This is a genomic window from Pseudomonas syringae pv. coryli str. NCPPB 4273 (genome assembly GCF_000972175.1).
Taxonomy (GTDB): Bacteria; Pseudomonadota; Gammaproteobacteria; order Pseudomonadales; family Pseudomonadaceae; genus Aquipseudomonas; species Aquipseudomonas syringae.
This window is the reverse complement of the sequence record NZ_AWQP01000076.1, coordinates 13,237-28,171: the sequence shown is the minus strand read 5'-3', so window position 1 is coordinate 28,171 and position 14,935 is coordinate 13,237. Positions and strand designations below refer to the sequence as shown.

Annotated in this window: 14 protein-coding genes; 12 read left to right on the top strand and 2 right to left on the bottom strand. The window is 60.0% G+C overall.

The genetic code is table 11. The annotated features are described in order from the left end of the window. The first annotated feature begins 138 nt into the window (after positions 1 to 138). Both P406_RS26090 and P406_RS26085 read left to right on the top strand, forming a co-directional pair. Positions 139 to 360: a hypothetical protein gene (locus P406_RS26090; protein WP_046237780.1), complete on the top strand. Its 222-nt coding sequence runs from the start codon at positions 139 to 141 to the stop codon at positions 358 to 360. A 790-nt stretch (positions 361 to 1,150) separates the two neighbouring features. Then, positions 1,151 to 1,987: a PhzF family phenazine biosynthesis protein gene (locus P406_RS26085; protein ID WP_046237783.1), complete on the top strand. Its 837-nt coding sequence runs from the start codon at positions 1,151 to 1,153 to the stop codon at positions 1,985 to 1,987. A gap of 154 nt (positions 1,988 to 2,141) precedes the next feature. On the opposite strand, the gene P406_RS26080 is transcribed toward P406_RS26085, so the two are convergent. After that, the gene (locus tag P406_RS26080; protein ID WP_046237779.1) at positions 2,142 to 2,669 is read right to left on the bottom strand and encodes an NUDIX hydrolase; all 528 of its coding nucleotides are present in this window, start codon (positions 2,667 to 2,669) and stop codon (positions 2,142 to 2,144) included. A gap of 67 nt (positions 2,670 to 2,736) precedes the next feature. Next, positions 2,737 to 3,636, bottom strand: a complete 900-nt coding sequence (locus P406_RS26075; RefSeq protein WP_046237778.1) for a LysR family transcriptional regulator — start codon at positions 3,634 to 3,636, stop codon at positions 2,737 to 2,739. Between the two features lie 131 nt (positions 3,637 to 3,767). Between P406_RS26075 and P406_RS26070 the strand changes: the two genes are divergently transcribed. From P406_RS26070 to P406_RS26025, 10 genes are all read left to right on the top strand, one after another. Beyond that, on the top strand, positions 3,768 to 5,060 hold the full coding sequence (locus tag P406_RS26070; protein WP_046237777.1) for a CitMHS family transporter: 1,293 nt from the start codon (positions 3,768 to 3,770) through the stop codon (positions 5,058 to 5,060). Then, complete coding sequence (locus P406_RS26065; protein ID WP_046237776.1) at positions 5,061 to 6,425, top strand: acyclic terpene utilization AtuA family protein; 1,365 nt, start codon at positions 5,061 to 5,063, stop codon at positions 6,423 to 6,425. Further along, complete coding sequence (locus P406_RS26060; protein ID WP_003410564.1) at positions 6,422 to 6,784, top strand: AtuA-related protein; 363 nt, start codon at positions 6,422 to 6,424, stop codon at positions 6,782 to 6,784. The genes P406_RS26065 and P406_RS26060 overlap by 4 nt, the downstream gene beginning before the upstream one ends. A gap of 289 nt (positions 6,785 to 7,073) precedes the next feature. Next, entirely contained in the window at positions 7,074 to 7,811 is a 738-nt protein-coding gene (locus P406_RS26055) for a FadR/GntR family transcriptional regulator (RefSeq protein WP_003401136.1), read from the top strand. Then, entirely contained in the window at positions 7,808 to 8,824 is a 1,017-nt protein-coding gene (locus P406_RS26050; protein ID WP_046237775.1) for an ABC transporter ATP-binding protein, read from the top strand. Before P406_RS26055 ends, P406_RS26050 begins: the two co-directional genes overlap by 4 nt. Further along, positions 8,821 to 9,954, top strand: coding sequence for an ABC transporter ATP-binding protein (locus P406_RS26045; RefSeq protein WP_046237774.1), 1,134 nt, complete (start codon positions 8,821 to 8,823; stop codon positions 9,952 to 9,954). Before P406_RS26050 ends, P406_RS26045 begins: the two co-directional genes overlap by 4 nt. Continuing rightward, positions 9,951 to 11,453 (top strand): ABC transporter substrate-binding protein, encoded by a 1,503-nt coding sequence (locus P406_RS26040; RefSeq protein WP_046237773.1) that lies wholly within the window; start codon positions 9,951 to 9,953, stop codon positions 11,451 to 11,453. Before P406_RS26045 ends, P406_RS26040 begins: the two co-directional genes overlap by 4 nt. A gap of 28 nt (positions 11,454 to 11,481) precedes the next feature. Continuing rightward, on the top strand, positions 11,482 to 12,426 hold the full coding sequence (locus P406_RS26035; RefSeq protein WP_004417667.1) for an ABC transporter permease: 945 nt from the start codon (positions 11,482 to 11,484) through the stop codon (positions 12,424 to 12,426). Further along, positions 12,426 to 13,298, top strand: coding sequence for an ABC transporter permease (locus tag P406_RS26030; protein WP_003410575.1), 873 nt, complete (start codon positions 12,426 to 12,428; stop codon positions 13,296 to 13,298). Before P406_RS26035 ends, P406_RS26030 begins: the two co-directional genes overlap by 1 nt. A 31-nt stretch (positions 13,299 to 13,329) precedes the next feature. Continuing rightward, a complete protein-coding gene (locus P406_RS26025; RefSeq protein ID WP_046237772.1) occupies positions 13,330 to 14,925 on the top strand; it encodes a gamma-glutamyltransferase family protein in 1,596 nt (531 codons plus the stop codon). The last annotated feature ends 10 nt before the right edge of the window (positions 14,926 to 14,935 follow it).

Here is a 14,935-nt window from a genome sequence, read left to right as displayed (position 1 = left end):
CGACCACCGACCTCTACACTCTTTCCCTACACGACGCTCTTCCGATCTTCTGAGTGACCGGTAGACCGTGGGATACCACGGTAAAGTGGGGGTGTAACAGCACCCCCACCCGGCTGAACCAAAATCGCAGGAGGCGAGATGAACTGGATACTGGCGATAGCGATAGCAGGATCAAGCACAGCAAGCGTTATGAAGCCATACAGCACCGAGGCAGAGTGCAGGAAAGCACTGCAGGAGTTTTTCGATAGACCGCACGGCAAAACGCAGTACAGCGGCAGCTGCTTTGAAAAGAACAGCCCGGTACTAAAACTACTAAAAATCAAAAGCAAGGATTCCCAGGGGAATCCCGTCGCTCGCTAGGATGGAATCCTAGGGCCGCGGAGCCCCTCGACGGACCGTCGACGACACCTGCGCAACGGACTTCGTCCAGCTGCTGAACACCAGGCACAGATGAAGTGTGAGGTTGAGAAAGGAGCAAGACGGAAAACAGAAAGGTGTGTCAGAGAGAAGTCTCCGCCTTCGCTACGAACAGGGGCTCGCCCCTGAAGCCCCGAGGTGCTGCAAGGAAATTGCCTACGGGACCCGAAAACCGTCTGTGCTGTGCGTTATGGGTCCGTTGCGGTAAAGCATGGTAATCAGGCGCGAGGTGGGTTTTGCGGTGTCTGAGAGGGCTTTGCACGCGTTCTAGGCCGGAGGTGGCCACGCATAATTGACGTTATGGGTAAATCGAACACCGGGGCTTCGCAATGATCCCGGTGCACGATTCTGGCCGCTGGCCGCAAGTACCATAACGTCCACACATTATGCGTAACAAGATGTTGCGCAGCCTGGCTCAGTCCCACCGCATTTCAGAAGCCATGCAAACACTTCATCGCGGCGATTGAATCGCAGCTTCCGGTCCTTGCAAACAGTCCCAGTGGCGACCGCGATAAAGCAGAAGCTCGAACGTACTGCACGTTGATCTATCACGAGCCTGAAAACACTCAAGAGCGCGCTGGGGTCGAGAACCAGATCCAACCATGGGCTCCTGAACGCAAGAACCGGCTCTTCGCCGAGTATTCGCAAGGCGGCAAACTCGCGTCTATGTGGACAGTATCCTGCGATGTATTTAGGGTTACCGTTCCCACGCAAACCAACCGACGAGAGCTTTATGCCCAATACACTGAGTTTTCACCAGGTTGATGTATTCGCCAGTAAGCCATTGGAAGGCAATGCCCTGGCAGTCGTATGCGACGCTGATGATCTGACCACCGAGCAAATGGCCGCGTTCGCACGTTGGACAAACCTCAGCGAGACTACATTTCTCATGCGTCCTACCCATCCTGATGCGGATTATCGTGTACGTATCTTTACTCCAATGCGTGAACTTCCCTTCGCTGGCCACCCTACCTTAGGCAGCTGTTACGTGTGGCTGGGGGATAATGGTTTTTCGCAAAGTAAAGAAGTCGTTCAGGAGTGTGGTGCAGGCTTAGTTAACATCCGCCGCGACGGCACTCGCCTGGCTTTCGCGGCACCACCATTGCTGCGTGGAGGTGCGGTTGAAGACGATGTTTTGCACCGCATCATCGATGGATTGGGTGTTGCACCTGACCGTATTATTGCGAGCCAATGGGCAGACAACGGTCCGGGTTGGGTTGTGGTAATGCTGCGCTCACGTGAAGAGTTGTTGGCAATACATCCAGACTATGCAGCACTGAACGGGTTAAACGTAGGCGCCTTTGCGCCTTGGATCGGGCGAGATGCAGGAGCTGATATTGAAGTTCGAGCCTTCATTAGTGACAGGTCTGCCGAAGACCCTGTTACTGGTAGCCTTAATGCCAGCCTTGCCCAATGGCTAATACCAGCCGGACTAATGAAAAAACGATATACCGTCAGCCAAGGTACGGCTTTGGGGCGTCACGGACGAATTCAGGTGGAACAAATTGGCGAGCGCATCTGGGTTGGTGGGGAGGTTCAAAAATGCATTACCGGTCGGGTCTCTTTTTAGCAGATGATTAAACATCAGGTCGAGCTGCCGACCAACCGCCCTCGCCCAGCCTTAAAACCCCTGAGATGGATAACTCAACTAAACAGTCATTTAGTTGAGTTATCCATCGACACCAACAAGCGCCCCTCTTGCACTTTACCCAGACATAAAACGCTCACCGGTTGACGATCAACTCTGAGGCGACTTTTCTCAGCATAAAGGTCTCACGCTGTATGGACTGCCCCATCGAAGATTCCTGGCGCTGCATAACAGCCTCATTGTGGGCAATGGCTTCAGTTACGCTGATCCAGACGGGCCGCATGCCATTGGCTATTTCATGGCTTTCCATCCTCACAGGCTCTAACTGGAGCGCGACTTCGCACAGGTAAAAATGCGAAGTCATGTGCATCAGATCATACTGGGGCTTCCAATAGGGCCGGTATTCTTCGATGTAACCATAATGCTGGAGCACCTGAATTTCACGAGCACCCGTCTCTTCTTCAAGTTCACGCTTCAGACCAGTAACAACGTCCTCGTCGGCATCCAGGCCGCCTCCGGGGAAACTGAAGTCGTTATAGCGCTCAGTGAACAGTAAAAGTATTTTTTCATCCCGCAATACGATGCCGCGTGCCGCATGGCGTCGGAATATTCTGCCCTGTGTGGACTTCAGTTCGGGATGAATGATTTCGGTAATGAGTTGCATGGGGTCTTCATTTCAAGTGAGCTGGAGAATTCGAAGCAGTTGTCTGCGTGATTGTACCCATAGCAAGTCAACAGCTGTGTCGGCCGAGCGTACGCAGATCCTCCAGCAACCGAACAAATTCGACAACGGCTGGAGCCATTGTTTGCTCCGTACGGGTAATAAGCCCAATCTGCCGAACAACACCCGGATGATCGACTGGCACTTTACTCAGGTCTCCCCGCCCATCGTCCGCTGACTCCGGAAGAAGCGTAATGCCCTGCCCCTGTCTGACCAAAGCAAGCACGGTAGACATGTAATTGGCTTCCAGACCCGCAGATAAAGGCAGTTGCTCGTCAGCAAACACTCGCTCGACCAGATCGCGAACGCTGCTTTCCCTGCCGGTAAGAACGATCGGGAAACCAGCTATCTCGTTCAGTCTCACTGCGCGGCGATTCGCCAAGGGATGGTCTTTTGGAGCGAACAGGCACAACCGGTCTTCCAGGATGGCGTTGAACTCCAGCCCATGGGTGGGCCTAGCCTGCACGCCTAATCCGAAATCCACCTCGCGCTCTAGTACAAGCGCGTCGATTCGCTGCGCGACGACATCTCGCAGCCTGACCTCGACACCGGGAAACCGCTCGCGAAACGTCTTCAACACTGCAGGCAGTACGCCGGAACACAGCGATGGCAAGGCGGCGATGCTGATCAAGCCGCGTCGTGAGGCTGCGATATCCCGCGCGGCGTTAACGATGTTGTCCAGATCCAGCAGCAGTTTCTCCATGGGCAACAGCGCATTTTGCCCGGCGCCGGTCAGGCAGACATGGCGTGGGCTTCGTTCCAGCAAGGCAACGCCCAGCCAATCCTCCAGTTGCTGGATTTGCACGGTCAGTGCAGACGGCGACAAGTTGAGAGCGGCTGCAGCCTTGGAAAAACTGCCGGTCTGAGCGACTGACAGGAAGGCGCGGATGTGCTGGATCGAATTCTTCATTTTGTTTTTCCGAACATGACCCACTGAATATTTCAATTCACAGAGCATAGCGTCGTTGCTATTACTCTTGCAAAACAACAATAGGGTGTCTCGTCGCTGCCGCGCACAGGGATGCCAAAGAGGATCAGCCTATGCTCGCCACAGTTGGTGTGATAACCATCCTTGCCATGCTCGTCAGCATTATGAGCAAACGCATATCACCCCTGGTTGCCTTGATCGCCCTGCCGATCATTGCCGCCCTCCTCGCTGGTTTTGGTCTGCAAACCAGTGGCTTCATCATCACAGGCATCAAGAACGTTGCGCCCGTAGTCGGGATGTTTGTATTCGCCATCCTCTTCTTCGGCATCATGACGGATGCCGGCATGCTCGATCCGATCATCGATCGCATCCTCAAACGGGTCGGTACGCGGCCAACGCGCATCGTCATGGGGACCGCACTGCTGGCGCTGTTGGTACATCTGGACGGCTCCGGCGCGGTAACCTTTCTCGTGACCATTCCCGCCATGCTACCGTTGTACACGCGCCTTGGCATGGATAAACGCATACTGGCGTGCGTGACGGCGATGGCTGCGGGGGTCAACTTCCTGCCCTGGACGGGCCCGGTGTTGCGCTCTTCCGCCGCCCTTCACGTGCCGGTTTCGGATCTGTTTCAGCCGCTCATTCCGGTGCAGATCGTCGGACTGATCTTCGTCTTCACCTGCGCGTTTTTCCTGGGACGGCGCGAAGAGCGACGCCTCGGTCTGGGCCCCGACAATCTTGATGTAAAACCCCACCAACGCGTGCTCAGCGATGCCGAGCGTGAACTGCGCAAGCCTCGGTTGTTCTGGGTCAACCTGCTGCTGACGCTGGTGGTGATGGGCGTGATGATCGCGGGGGTTGTCGATCCGGTGGTGATGTTCATGCTCGGCACCGTGATTGCCTTGTGCATCAACTACCCTGCCGTGGACGCACAACGGGCGCGTATCGACGCACACGCCAAAACAGCCCTGACCATGGCCAGTATTCTGCTGGCTGCCGGGGTGTTCACAGGCATCATGCAAGGCACCGGGATGCTGAAGGCCATGGCCGAAGTGGCCGTGGGCCAGATCCCGGCCGGGCACGGCAAGCTGATCCCGGTCGTCGTAGGCTTTATATCCATGCCCCTGAGCCTGCTTTTCGATCCGGACTCCTTCTACTTCGGCATCATGCCGGTGGTCGCCGAGGTCGGCAAAGCGCTCGGCGTCGACCCGATGCAGGTCGCGCAAGCGTCGCTGCTTGGCGTGCATACCACCGGGTTCCCGGTCAGCCCGTTGACGCCCGCAACCTTTCTGCTGGTCGGGCTGTGCAAGATCGAACTGGCCGACCATCAGCGCTTCACTATCCCTTTCCTGTTTGCGGCCTCGGTCATCATGACCCTGACCGCTATGGTCATAGGAGTTTTCTGAATGAAAACCATACGGATTGGTTCAGGGGCCGGTTATTCCGGCGACCGCATCGAGCCAGCGATCGAGCTGGCCGAGCATGGAGAACTGGATTACCTGGTATTTGAATGCCTCGCAGAACGTACCATTGCGCTCGCACAACAGTCGCGTCTGGCAAACCCATCAGCAGGCTACGATCCATTGCTGAGCGAGCGCATGCGCCGGGTCTTGCCTTTTGTGGGCAAAGGCGTTGACGGTACACGCCGCCGCTTGCGAATCATCACCAACATGGGGGCTGCAAATCCGCTTGGCGCCGCAAGCGAAATACGCCGGATAGCGAAAGAGCTTGGTCTGACCGGCTTGAAAGTCGCAGCGCTGACAGGCGATGACGTGCTCGCAGCCCTGCTGCAACAGCCCGATCAAACCCTCGACAACGGCAAGTCTCTGCGATCCATCGGCGACAGACTCATCTCGGCCAATGCCTATCTGGGCGCGGAAGGAATCATCCAGGCCTTGTGCGTCGATGCTGACGTGATCGTTACCGGTAGGGTCGCCGATCCGTCACTGTTTCTCGCAGCGCAAATGTTCGAGTTCGGCTGGGCTGAGGACGACTGGGCATTGCTGGGCCGCGGGACCCTGGTCGGGCATTTGCTCGAATGCGCCGGCCAGGTCAGCGGCGGCTATTTCGCGGATCCCGGTTTTAAAGACGTCCCGGACCTCGACCGCCTGGGCTTCCCGCTGGCCGAGATAGATGCGGCAGGCAACGCCGTTATCAGCAAAGTGGCGGGTTCCGGTGGCCGCATTGATACCGCCACCTGCACCGAGCAGATGCTGTACGAAGTGCATGACCCTGCCGCCTACCTGACGCCCGATGTCAGCGCAGATTTCACCCATGCGGCCTTCGATTCCATCGCGAGAGACGAAGTACGCGTTCAGGGGGCGAACGGACGCGCACGTCCCGAGACGCTGAAGGTGTCAGTGGGTTTTCTCGATGGCTGGATCGGCGAAGGACAAATGTCCTACGGCGGCCCCGGCGCGCTGGCTCGCGGACAGTTGGCGAAGGACATCGTGCTCAAACGTCTGGCCCTGACAGGCGTGGAATGTGAGGACATTCGAGCCGAGCTGATCGGCGTTAACGCCTTGCATGGAAGTCACCTTGGAGCGCGAGCCGAGGGCGAGCCCTGGGAGGTACGCCTTCGGGTCGCCGCGCGTTGCGTGGACAAAAGCGATGCGGTACGCGTTGGCAATGAAGTAGAAACCCTTTACACCAACGGCCCCTACGGCGGCGGCGGTGCGAGCAAGTCAGTCCGCCAAGTGGTCGCGGTGGCGTCACTGTTTGTGCCGAGAGACCACGTCAACCTGCACGTACACCTGGAGGACCTGACATGAACACCACCAAACTGCGGGACATCGCGCACACACGTACCGGTGACAAGGGTGACGTCTCGAATATCTCCATCGTTGCCTTTCACATCGACGATTATCCACGTCTGGCTGAGCTGCTGACGGTGGAGCGGGTCACTGAACACTTTGCCGAACTGCTGGACCTGAATGGCCACCCCGTAAGGCGCTACGAACTGCCGCGTGTAGGTGCGCTCAACTTCGTCCTGCCCGGCATCCTGCGTGGCGGAGTCACACGGTCACTGGCGCTCGATGCCCACGGCAAGGCGCTGGGGGCCGCACTGCTCGATCTGGCCTTGGAGTGGCAAGCCGCGCCGGCCAATGCAACACTTCGGTCGCCCCCCTAGCGGCGCACTTTGGCGCACCCTGCACGCATTCATGCAACAAATCCGTACCAGTTGAAAAATTGGTTCACCCACCGGCGAACCAATCCTCTCAGCACGTCGCGTACCAGTCAGGCGGACCTTTGAACATTGGCCCGCCAGGCTTGATCGTCGCCAGTCGCTGGTCATCTTGTCGCTCAAAATCAACCGAACCAATTTTCATTGGCATCGCTCTTGCACCAGCCCTTTTGCCTGGAACCCCTGCCTGCGGGCAGCTCAGGGCCTCTTTTTTCGGTCTGGCGCGAGTACCACGATGCAAAGGTTCGACCCTGACATTCCCATCGACAACTCTTCGAAACTGGCGCTGGATGCGTTGCGCCAGATCGTTGCCCAGCATGCAGCCTTCCCCCAGCGGGCATTGCCTACCGAGCGCGATCTGGCAGCCGATTTCGGGGTTAGCCGCCGCGCAGTTCGTCGCGCCCTGTCGGTGCTGGAGGCCGAAGGCCAGGTCTGGCGCCGACAAGGTAAAGGGACTTTTGTCGGACCGACGCCACCCAGCGCCGCCATGAGCTTCGCGCGGCTTTCCGGCCGGACCAATTTCACCGAGGTCATGGAAGCGCGTCTGCACCTGGAACCGGCACTTGCCTCACTGGCAGCGGTACGGGCCAATGGTGAACAGATGGCGATTCTGCGCCGCCTCGCCGAGCGCACCACTCGCCAGCAGGTCGCCGAGCAGACCGATGCCGAGGGCATCGAGTTGTGGGACAGCGCCCTGCACCGCGCCATTGCCGAAGCGGCGGGTAATCGGCTGATGCTCGACATCTTCGAAATGCTCGATGCGATCCGTCTGGACCCGGCCTGGCGCGACTTGCGTCACCGGGCACGCAATGCCGACCGCCTCGACACCTACAGCCACGATCACGACGACATCGTCAGCGCCATTGAAAGCCGCGATCCGATCAAGGCCGCCACCGCCATGCGCGGCCATTTACGTGCGCTGCAACAGGCCCTGAACACCGTCATCAACCAAGACCTGGAGGCCAGCCTATGAGCGCCACTGCCCACCTCACAGAAAACGGCGACGGCACGGTGCTCAGCATCAGCGACCTGACCGTCCGCTTTGCCGGTGCGCCCGCCAATGTTGTCGACGGCGTGTCGTTTTCCGTCAAGCGCGGCAAAACCCTGGCCATCGTCGGCGAGTCCGGCTGCGGCAAGAGCGTGACCTCAATGGGCCTGATGGGCCTGTTGCCGACCACGGCCAAGGTAGGCGCCAGCGACTCGCTGCTGATCGATGAAGCCTTGCTGGGCATGTCCGAAGAGCGCCTGCTGGACGTGCGCGGTAATCGCATGGCGATGATCTTTCAGGAGCCGATGACCTCCCTCAATCCGGTCTTCACCATTGGCGAGCAGATCGCTGAAAGTGTGATGCGTCATCAGGGCCTTTCAGACAAGGCTGCCCGCCAGCGGGCTCTGGACATGCTGGAAAAAGTCCGCGTGCCGGACGCTCGCCAGCGGCTGGACGCCTACCCGCATGAACTCTCGGGAGGCATGCGGCAACGGGCCATGATTGCCATGGCGCTGGCCAATGACCCGGCGCTGATCATAGCGGACGAACCGACGACTGCGCTGGACGTGACCATTCAGGCGCAGATTCTTTCGCTGATCGCCAACCTGCAGACCGAGACCGGCACGGCGATGATTCTGATCACCCACGATCTGGGTGTAGTCGCCGAAGTCGCCAATGAGGTCATGGTCATGTACGCCGGACGCGTCGTGGAAAGCGGCCCGGTGAAAACCCTGTTCGACGATCCGCAACATCCCTACACCATCGGTCTGATGGGCTCGATGCCCTCGATCGGCCCTCGTGAAGGCCGCCTGGCAACGATCAACGGCCGAGTGCCGACGCCGGCAGAAATGCCCAGTGGGTGCCGCTTCGCCGGGCGCTGTCCGTTTGTGATCCAGCAATGCAGAGACGAACGCCCGCCGCTGCTTGAGTTGTCCCCCGGACACTTCGCCGCGTGCATCCGTGCGCCTTTGGAACAGCATGTGGGAGTCAGTGCGTGAACCTTTCCAAACCAGACATTACCGGGCGCGACAGCCCCGACAGCAACGCGCAAAAGCCCATTCTTGAGGGCATCGGCCTGAGCAAGCACTTCGCCGTGGAAAGCGGTCTTCTGCAGCCGAAGAAGCCACCGGTACAGGCTGTCAATGAAGTCAACCTGTCAGTCCGCAAGGGCGAGACGCTGGCACTGGTCGGCGAGTCCGGCTCGGGCAAATCCACGCTTGGCCGCTTGCTGCTCAACCTGCTGCAACCGACTGCGGGTGACGTGATCTACGAGGGCCGCAACCTCGCCAACCTGACGCCGGAAAAGCTGCGTCAGGTACGCCGTGACCTGCAGATCATCTTTCAGGACCCGTTCGCCTCGCTGAATCCACGCATGACCGTGGAATCCATCGTTGGCGAACCGATCTGGCTGCACAGTAAAGTCAGCCGCAGCGACCGTCAGGCCAAAGTCGCCGAGTTGTTGCGCACGGTAGGTCTGGCTCCGGAACACGGCGGTCGGCATCCCCATGAGTTCTCCGGTGGTCAGCGCCAGCGCATCGGCATCGCTCGCGCATTGGCTTCCGAGCCGCGCCTGATCCTCGGTGACGAGCCGGTCTCGGCGCTGGACGTTTCGGTGCAGGCACAAGTGGTCAACCTGCTCGAAGACCTCAAGCATCAATTCGGCCTGACCCTGGTGATTGTTGCCCATGGCCTGGCCGTGATTCGCCACATGAGCGACCGCGTAGCAGTGATGTACCTGGGTGAAATCGTCGAACTGGCGCCGGTCGACGCGCTGTTCGAAAACCCGTTGCACCCTTATACCCAGGCGTTGATGGCCGCCGTGCCGGTCAGCCACCCTGACCTGCGCCAGCCGCGTCCGTTACTCGGCGGCGACATGCCCAGCCCCAGCCGCCCGCCTTCAGGCTGCCGCTTTCATACCCGTTGCCCGCACGCCCGTGCGCTGTGCAAGGAGGCTGCGCCGGTCATGGAAACCGTCGAGGCCGAACGCCAGGTCGCCTGCCACTTCTGGCGCGAAATCGCCAACGCAGGCAGCGCCACGCTGATCCTTCCGACACCCAGCGCTGCCTATACGCAGCGCCTGAATCTGTTCAAACACCATCAATCCCTTGCAGTGGAGAGCCAGCCATGAAAATCGCACACGTCGTGACAGGAACATTGTTATTGCTGGCCGCCAACGCTGCCTTCGCCGAATCGACGTTGCGCATCGGCATTCAGGACGATCCCGATGTGCTGGATCCGCATCGTTCGCGCACCTACTCCGGCCGCCTGGTCTACACCGCGCTGTGCGACAAACTGGTGGACGTCAACCCGGACCTGACCTACTCGCCGCAACTGGCCACCGCCTGGAACTGGAGCGAAGACGGTAAAACCCTGACCATGACGTTGCGCGAAGGCGTGACGTACCACGATGGCGAACCTTTTGATGCCGCCTCGGTGAAGTTCAACCTCGACCGCGCCCGCACCCTCCCCGACTCGCTGCGCAAAAGCGAGCTGGCCTCGGTGGACAGCGTCGAGGTGATAGACGCAAAAACCGTCGCCATCAAGCTCAAGCAGGCCGATGCCACGCTGGTTTCACAGCTGTCGGACCGTGCCGGGATGATGCTCGCGCCGAAAGCCGCGCAAGGCGAGTTCGCCTCCAACCCGGTCTGCTCCGGCCCTTACAAATTCGTCCAGCGCGTGCAGCAGGATCGAATCGTGCTGGAACGTTTTGACAACTACTGGAATAAACAGGCGTATCACTTCGACAAAGTGGTGTTCCTGCCGATTCCGGACACCTCGGTGCGCCTGGCCAACCTGCGCTCCGGCGACCTGGACATCATCGAGCGTGTTGCGCCAACCGATGTGAAAACCGTCAAGGCCGACAGCAAGCTAGCGATCTACAACACACCGGGCCTGGGCTACATGCAGCTGATGTTCAACATCGGCAACGGTGAAAAAGCCAACTCGCCGATGGGCAAGGACAAGCGCGTACGCAAGGCCTTTGAGCTGTCCATCGACCGCGATGCCATCAACCAGGTGGTGTTCGAGGGTCTGTACGCGCCAAGCGCTCAACCGTTCCCGAAAAACAGCCCGTATTACGACAAGGAACTGCCGATCCCGGCTCGCGATGTCGAGAAAAGCAAGGCGCTGCTGGCGCAGGCCGGCGTGAAGCTACCGTTGGCGGTGGACCTGAAAGTGGCCAACAACCCCATCGCGCAACAGGTCGGGCAGATCATTCAGGCCATGGCTGAAGAAGCGGGCTTCAAGGTCAACCTGATTGCCACTGAATACGCGACGATGCTCAGCGAACAGGCGAGCGGCAACTTCCAGATCGGCATGAGCGCCTGGTCGGGCCGTCCTGATCCGGATGGCGATATTCATCAGTTCGTGACCTGCAAAGGCGGCCAGAACGACGGCAAGTACTGCAACGCCAGGCTCGACGAACTGCTCAACAAGGCGCGCACCGTGAACGACGTTGCACAACGCCAGGCACTGTACAACGACGCGCTGCGCTTGCTGGCCGATGAAGTACCGACCGCCTACCTGTATTTTGACCCGCGAATCATTGCCATGCGTAACAACGTGACCGGTTTCGTCCCTAACCCGGACGGTCTGATTCGTCTGAACAATGTCGCGTTCAAACCATGACTGACGGGCGCACCTGCGAGGTTCCGGTATGCTGATGTTCATCCTGCGACGCCTGCTCAGCTCGATCCCGACGCTGATTCTGGTTTCGCTGTTCGTCTTCACCCTGCAGAAGCTGCTGCCGGGTGACCCGGTGCTGGCCATGGCCGGGGAAGAGCGCGATCCGGCGGTCATGGAATACCTGCGCGACAAGTACCGGCTCGATGACCCGATCCCGTTGCAGTACCTGAACTGGGTCGGCAACGTGCTGACCGGCGACCTGGGCACATCGCTGCGCACCGAGCAACCGGTGACCACGCTGCTGGCGTCGAAACTGCCGGTGACTATCGAACTGGCCGTGCTGGCCCTGCTGATTGCGCTGTTGATCGGCATTCCCACGGGGATCATTTCGGCGGTACGCAAAGGCACCGCCGTGGATTACGGGGCCAACGTGGTGGCGCTGTCGGGGATTTCCATTCCGCACTTCTGGCTGGGCATTCTGCTGATCATGGTCTTTGCGGTGAAACTGCAGTGGCTGCCCGCCTCCGGCTTCGTGCCGATGGGTGAGGACTTCGGGCAAAACCTGAAGACCCTGATCCTGCCAGCGTTCGTATTGGGTGCCGGGCTTTCAGGGATTCTCATGCGCCACACCCGCAGCGCCATGCTGGAAGTACTGCGCGCTGACTACGTGCGCACCGCCCGGGCCAAGGGATTGTTCCCGCGCACGGTGATTCTCAAGCATGCGCTGCGCAACGCGTTGATGCCGATCATCACCCTCACGACATTGCTGTTCGGCGAGTTGCTCGGCGGTGCGGTGTTGACCGAGCAGGTGTTCAGCATTCCGGGGTTCGGCAAGATGATCGTCGACGCCGTGTTCAACCGTGACTACGCCGTGGTGCAAGGCGTGGTGTTGTGTGTCGCGATTGGCTTCCTGATGTTGAACCTGTTGGCCGACGTGCTTTATCGCCTGATCAACCCACGTCTGAGGACTGCCTGATGACCGCTATTGCCAGCCTCTCGCACAGCGCGATACTGCCCCGCAGTCGCTCGCCTTTTCTGAAGAAATTCCTGGCCAACAAAGGCGCGGTGCTTGGCGCGGCGGTGTTGTTGCTGTTTGTCCTGGCGGCGGTTCTGGCGCCCTGGATTGCGCCCCATGATCCGCTCAAAGCCAACTTCCTCGCGGTACGCAAGGCGCCCTCATTGATCTACTGGATGGGCACCGACGAACTGGGGCGCGATCTGTTCTCGCGCTTGCTGTATGGCGCCCGCAGCTCGCTGCTGGCCGGGGGTGTTTCGGTGGCCATCGCCATGTTTATCGGCGTGCCGCTGGGCCTGCTGGCCGGGTACTTTGGCGGCAAGCTGGACATGATCATTTCGCAAGTCATGGAAGCGCTGCTGTCCTGCCCGTTTCTGGTGCTCGCCATCGCTTTGGGCGCCTTTCTCGGCCCCAGCCTGACCAACGCGATGATCGCCATCGGCCTGTCCGCGATGCCGATCTTTGCCCGACTGACCCGCGGCCAGGTGCTGTCGATCAAGCACGAAGATTACCTCGAAGGTGCCCGCGCCATCGGTCTGCCGGATCGCTGGATCATCCTGCGTTACGTACTGCCCAACGTGATGTCGCCGCTGGTGGTACAGGCAACGCTGACCATCGCCTCGGCAATTCTGGCCGAAGCCAGCCTGTCGTTCCTCGGCCTGGGCCAGCAACCGCCGTCGCCGTCCTGGGGCTCGATGCTCAATACTGCGAAAAATTTCATGGAGCAGGCTCCGTGGATGTCGATTGCGCCTGGCGTGGCGATCTACATCACGGTCCTGTGTTTCAACCTGCTGGGTGACGGCCTGCGCGATGCGCTGGACCCCAAGGGCTAAACCTTTCGTCTTCTGCCAAAGAGAAACGCTTATGTTCGATGATCTGGATTACAACCAACCGTACGCGTCGGCCCGCTCGCCGGTGATGGGCAACAATATGGTCGCCTGCTCTCAGCCATTGGCCGCTCAGGCCGGGCTGGACATGCTGCGCCGTGGCGGCAATGCGGTCGACGCTGCCATCGCCGCGGCCATGGTACTGACTGTGGTCGAGCCCACCGGCTGCGGAATCGGCAGCGATGCCTTTGCCATCGTCTGGGACGGCAGCAAGCTGCAAGGCTTGAACGCGTCCGGCCGCGCGCCACAAGCCTGGACACCCGAATACTTCGAAGGCCAGAGCCAGATGCCGCAACGCGGCTGGCCTGCGGTCAGCGTGCCGGGTGCAGTTTCGGCCTGGGTGGAGCTGTCAGCGCGCTACGGCAAACTGCCCTTCGCGACCCTGGCCGAACCGGCGATTGGCTATGCCCGCGACGGCTATCAGGTCACGCCGATTATCGCCGAATTGTGGAAACGCGGCGCGCATCTGCTCAAGGACCAACCGGGCTTTGCCGAGTGCTTCATGCCGGATGGCAAGGCCCCCATGGCCGGAGAGAAAATCCGGCTCAAGGACCACGCCCGTACGCTGGAACTGATCGCGCAGACCAAAGGCGAAGCGTTCTATCGCGGCGAACTGGCGCAAACAATCATTGCCCATGCCAACGCCAATGGCAGCGTGATGAGCCTCGACGACCTGGCGACGCACACCGTGGACTGGATCGACACCCTGTCGGTGCCATACGCAGGCGCTGTGGTGCATGAACTGCCGCCAAATGGCCAGGGCATTGCCACCCTTGCCGGCCTGACCATGCTCGAAGCACTGGGCGTCGGTGAACACCCGGTGGACAGCCTCGAGACGGTTCATCCGGTGCTGGAAGCAATGAAACTGGCCCTGGCCGACCTCGACGAACATGTCGCCGACAGCGAGCACATGCGCGTGCCCTCAGCCGCTTTGCTGGGCAAGGCGTACCTCACGGAACGCGCAGGGCTTATCACCGATCAGGCCGCCAATCCCGGGCACGGCTCGCCAAAACCGGGCGGCACGGTGTACCTCTCGGCAGCGGATGAAAGCGGCATGATGATCTCGTTCATCCAGTCCAACTACATGGGCTTCGGTTCGGGTGTGGTTGTACCCGGTACGGGCATCAGCATGCAGAACCGCGGCGCGGGCTTCTCGCTGGACCCGCAGCACGTCAATTACGTCGCGCCGCGCAAACGTCCGTTCCACACCATCATCCCCGGTTTTGTCATGAATGCCGACGGCACGCCGCTGATGTCCTTCGGTTTGATGGGCGGCCCGATGCAGGCGCAGGGTCATTTGCAGATGATGATGCGCATCCTGCGCTACAAACAGAACCCGCAAGCCGCTGCCGACGCACCGCGCTGGAGGATCGAATCCGGCCTGAAAGTCGCCGTGGAACGTGCGTTTGACCCCGAAGTGGTGAAAGCACTGCGCGCCAAAGGTCACGACATCGATGTCGAAGAGCCAAGCGGCGTGTTTGCCTTCGGCGGTGCGCAGATTATTCAGCGCACCGCGCATGGGTACGTGGGCGGGACCGATCCGAGGAAGGACGGAACGGTCGCAGCGTATTGAGCGAGACCTC

Excerpts from the sequence above, each read along its gene's own strand:
- P406_RS26055 (WP_003401136.1), top strand. The coding sequence starts at position 7,074 with ATGCAAAGGTTCGACCCTGACATTCCCATCGACAACTCTTCGAAACTG.
- P406_RS26025 (WP_046237772.1), top strand. The coding sequence starts at position 13,330 with ATGTTCGATGATCTGGATTACAACCAACCGTACGCGTCGGCCCGCTCG.
- P406_RS26060 (WP_003410564.1), top strand. The coding sequence starts at position 6,422 with ATGAACACCACCAAACTGCGGGACATCGCGCACACACGTACCGGTGAC.
- P406_RS26035 (WP_004417667.1), top strand. The coding sequence starts at position 11,482 with ATGCTGATGTTCATCCTGCGACGCCTGCTCAGCTCGATCCCGACGCTG.
- P406_RS26085 (WP_046237783.1), top strand. The coding sequence starts at position 1,151 with ATGCCCAATACACTGAGTTTTCACCAGGTTGATGTATTCGCCAGTAAG.
- P406_RS26065 (WP_046237776.1), top strand. The coding sequence starts at position 5,061 with ATGAAAACCATACGGATTGGTTCAGGGGCCGGTTATTCCGGCGACCGC.
- P406_RS26040 (WP_046237773.1), top strand. The coding sequence starts at position 9,951 with ATGAAAATCGCACACGTCGTGACAGGAACATTGTTATTGCTGGCCGCC.
- P406_RS26070 (WP_046237777.1), top strand. The coding sequence starts at position 3,768 with ATGCTCGCCACAGTTGGTGTGATAACCATCCTTGCCATGCTCGTCAGC.
- P406_RS26050 (WP_046237775.1), top strand. The coding sequence starts at position 7,808 with ATGAGCGCCACTGCCCACCTCACAGAAAACGGCGACGGCACGGTGCTC.
- P406_RS26075 (WP_046237778.1), bottom strand. The coding sequence starts at position 3,636 with ATGAAGAATTCGATCCAGCACATCCGCGCCTTCCTGTCAGTCGCTCAG.
- P406_RS26030 (WP_003410575.1), top strand. The coding sequence starts at position 12,426 with ATGACCGCTATTGCCAGCCTCTCGCACAGCGCGATACTGCCCCGCAGT.
- P406_RS26090 (WP_046237780.1), top strand. The coding sequence starts at position 139 with ATGAACTGGATACTGGCGATAGCGATAGCAGGATCAAGCACAGCAAGC.
- P406_RS26080 (WP_046237779.1), bottom strand. The coding sequence starts at position 2,669 with ATGCAACTCATTACCGAAATCATTCATCCCGAACTGAAGTCCACACAG.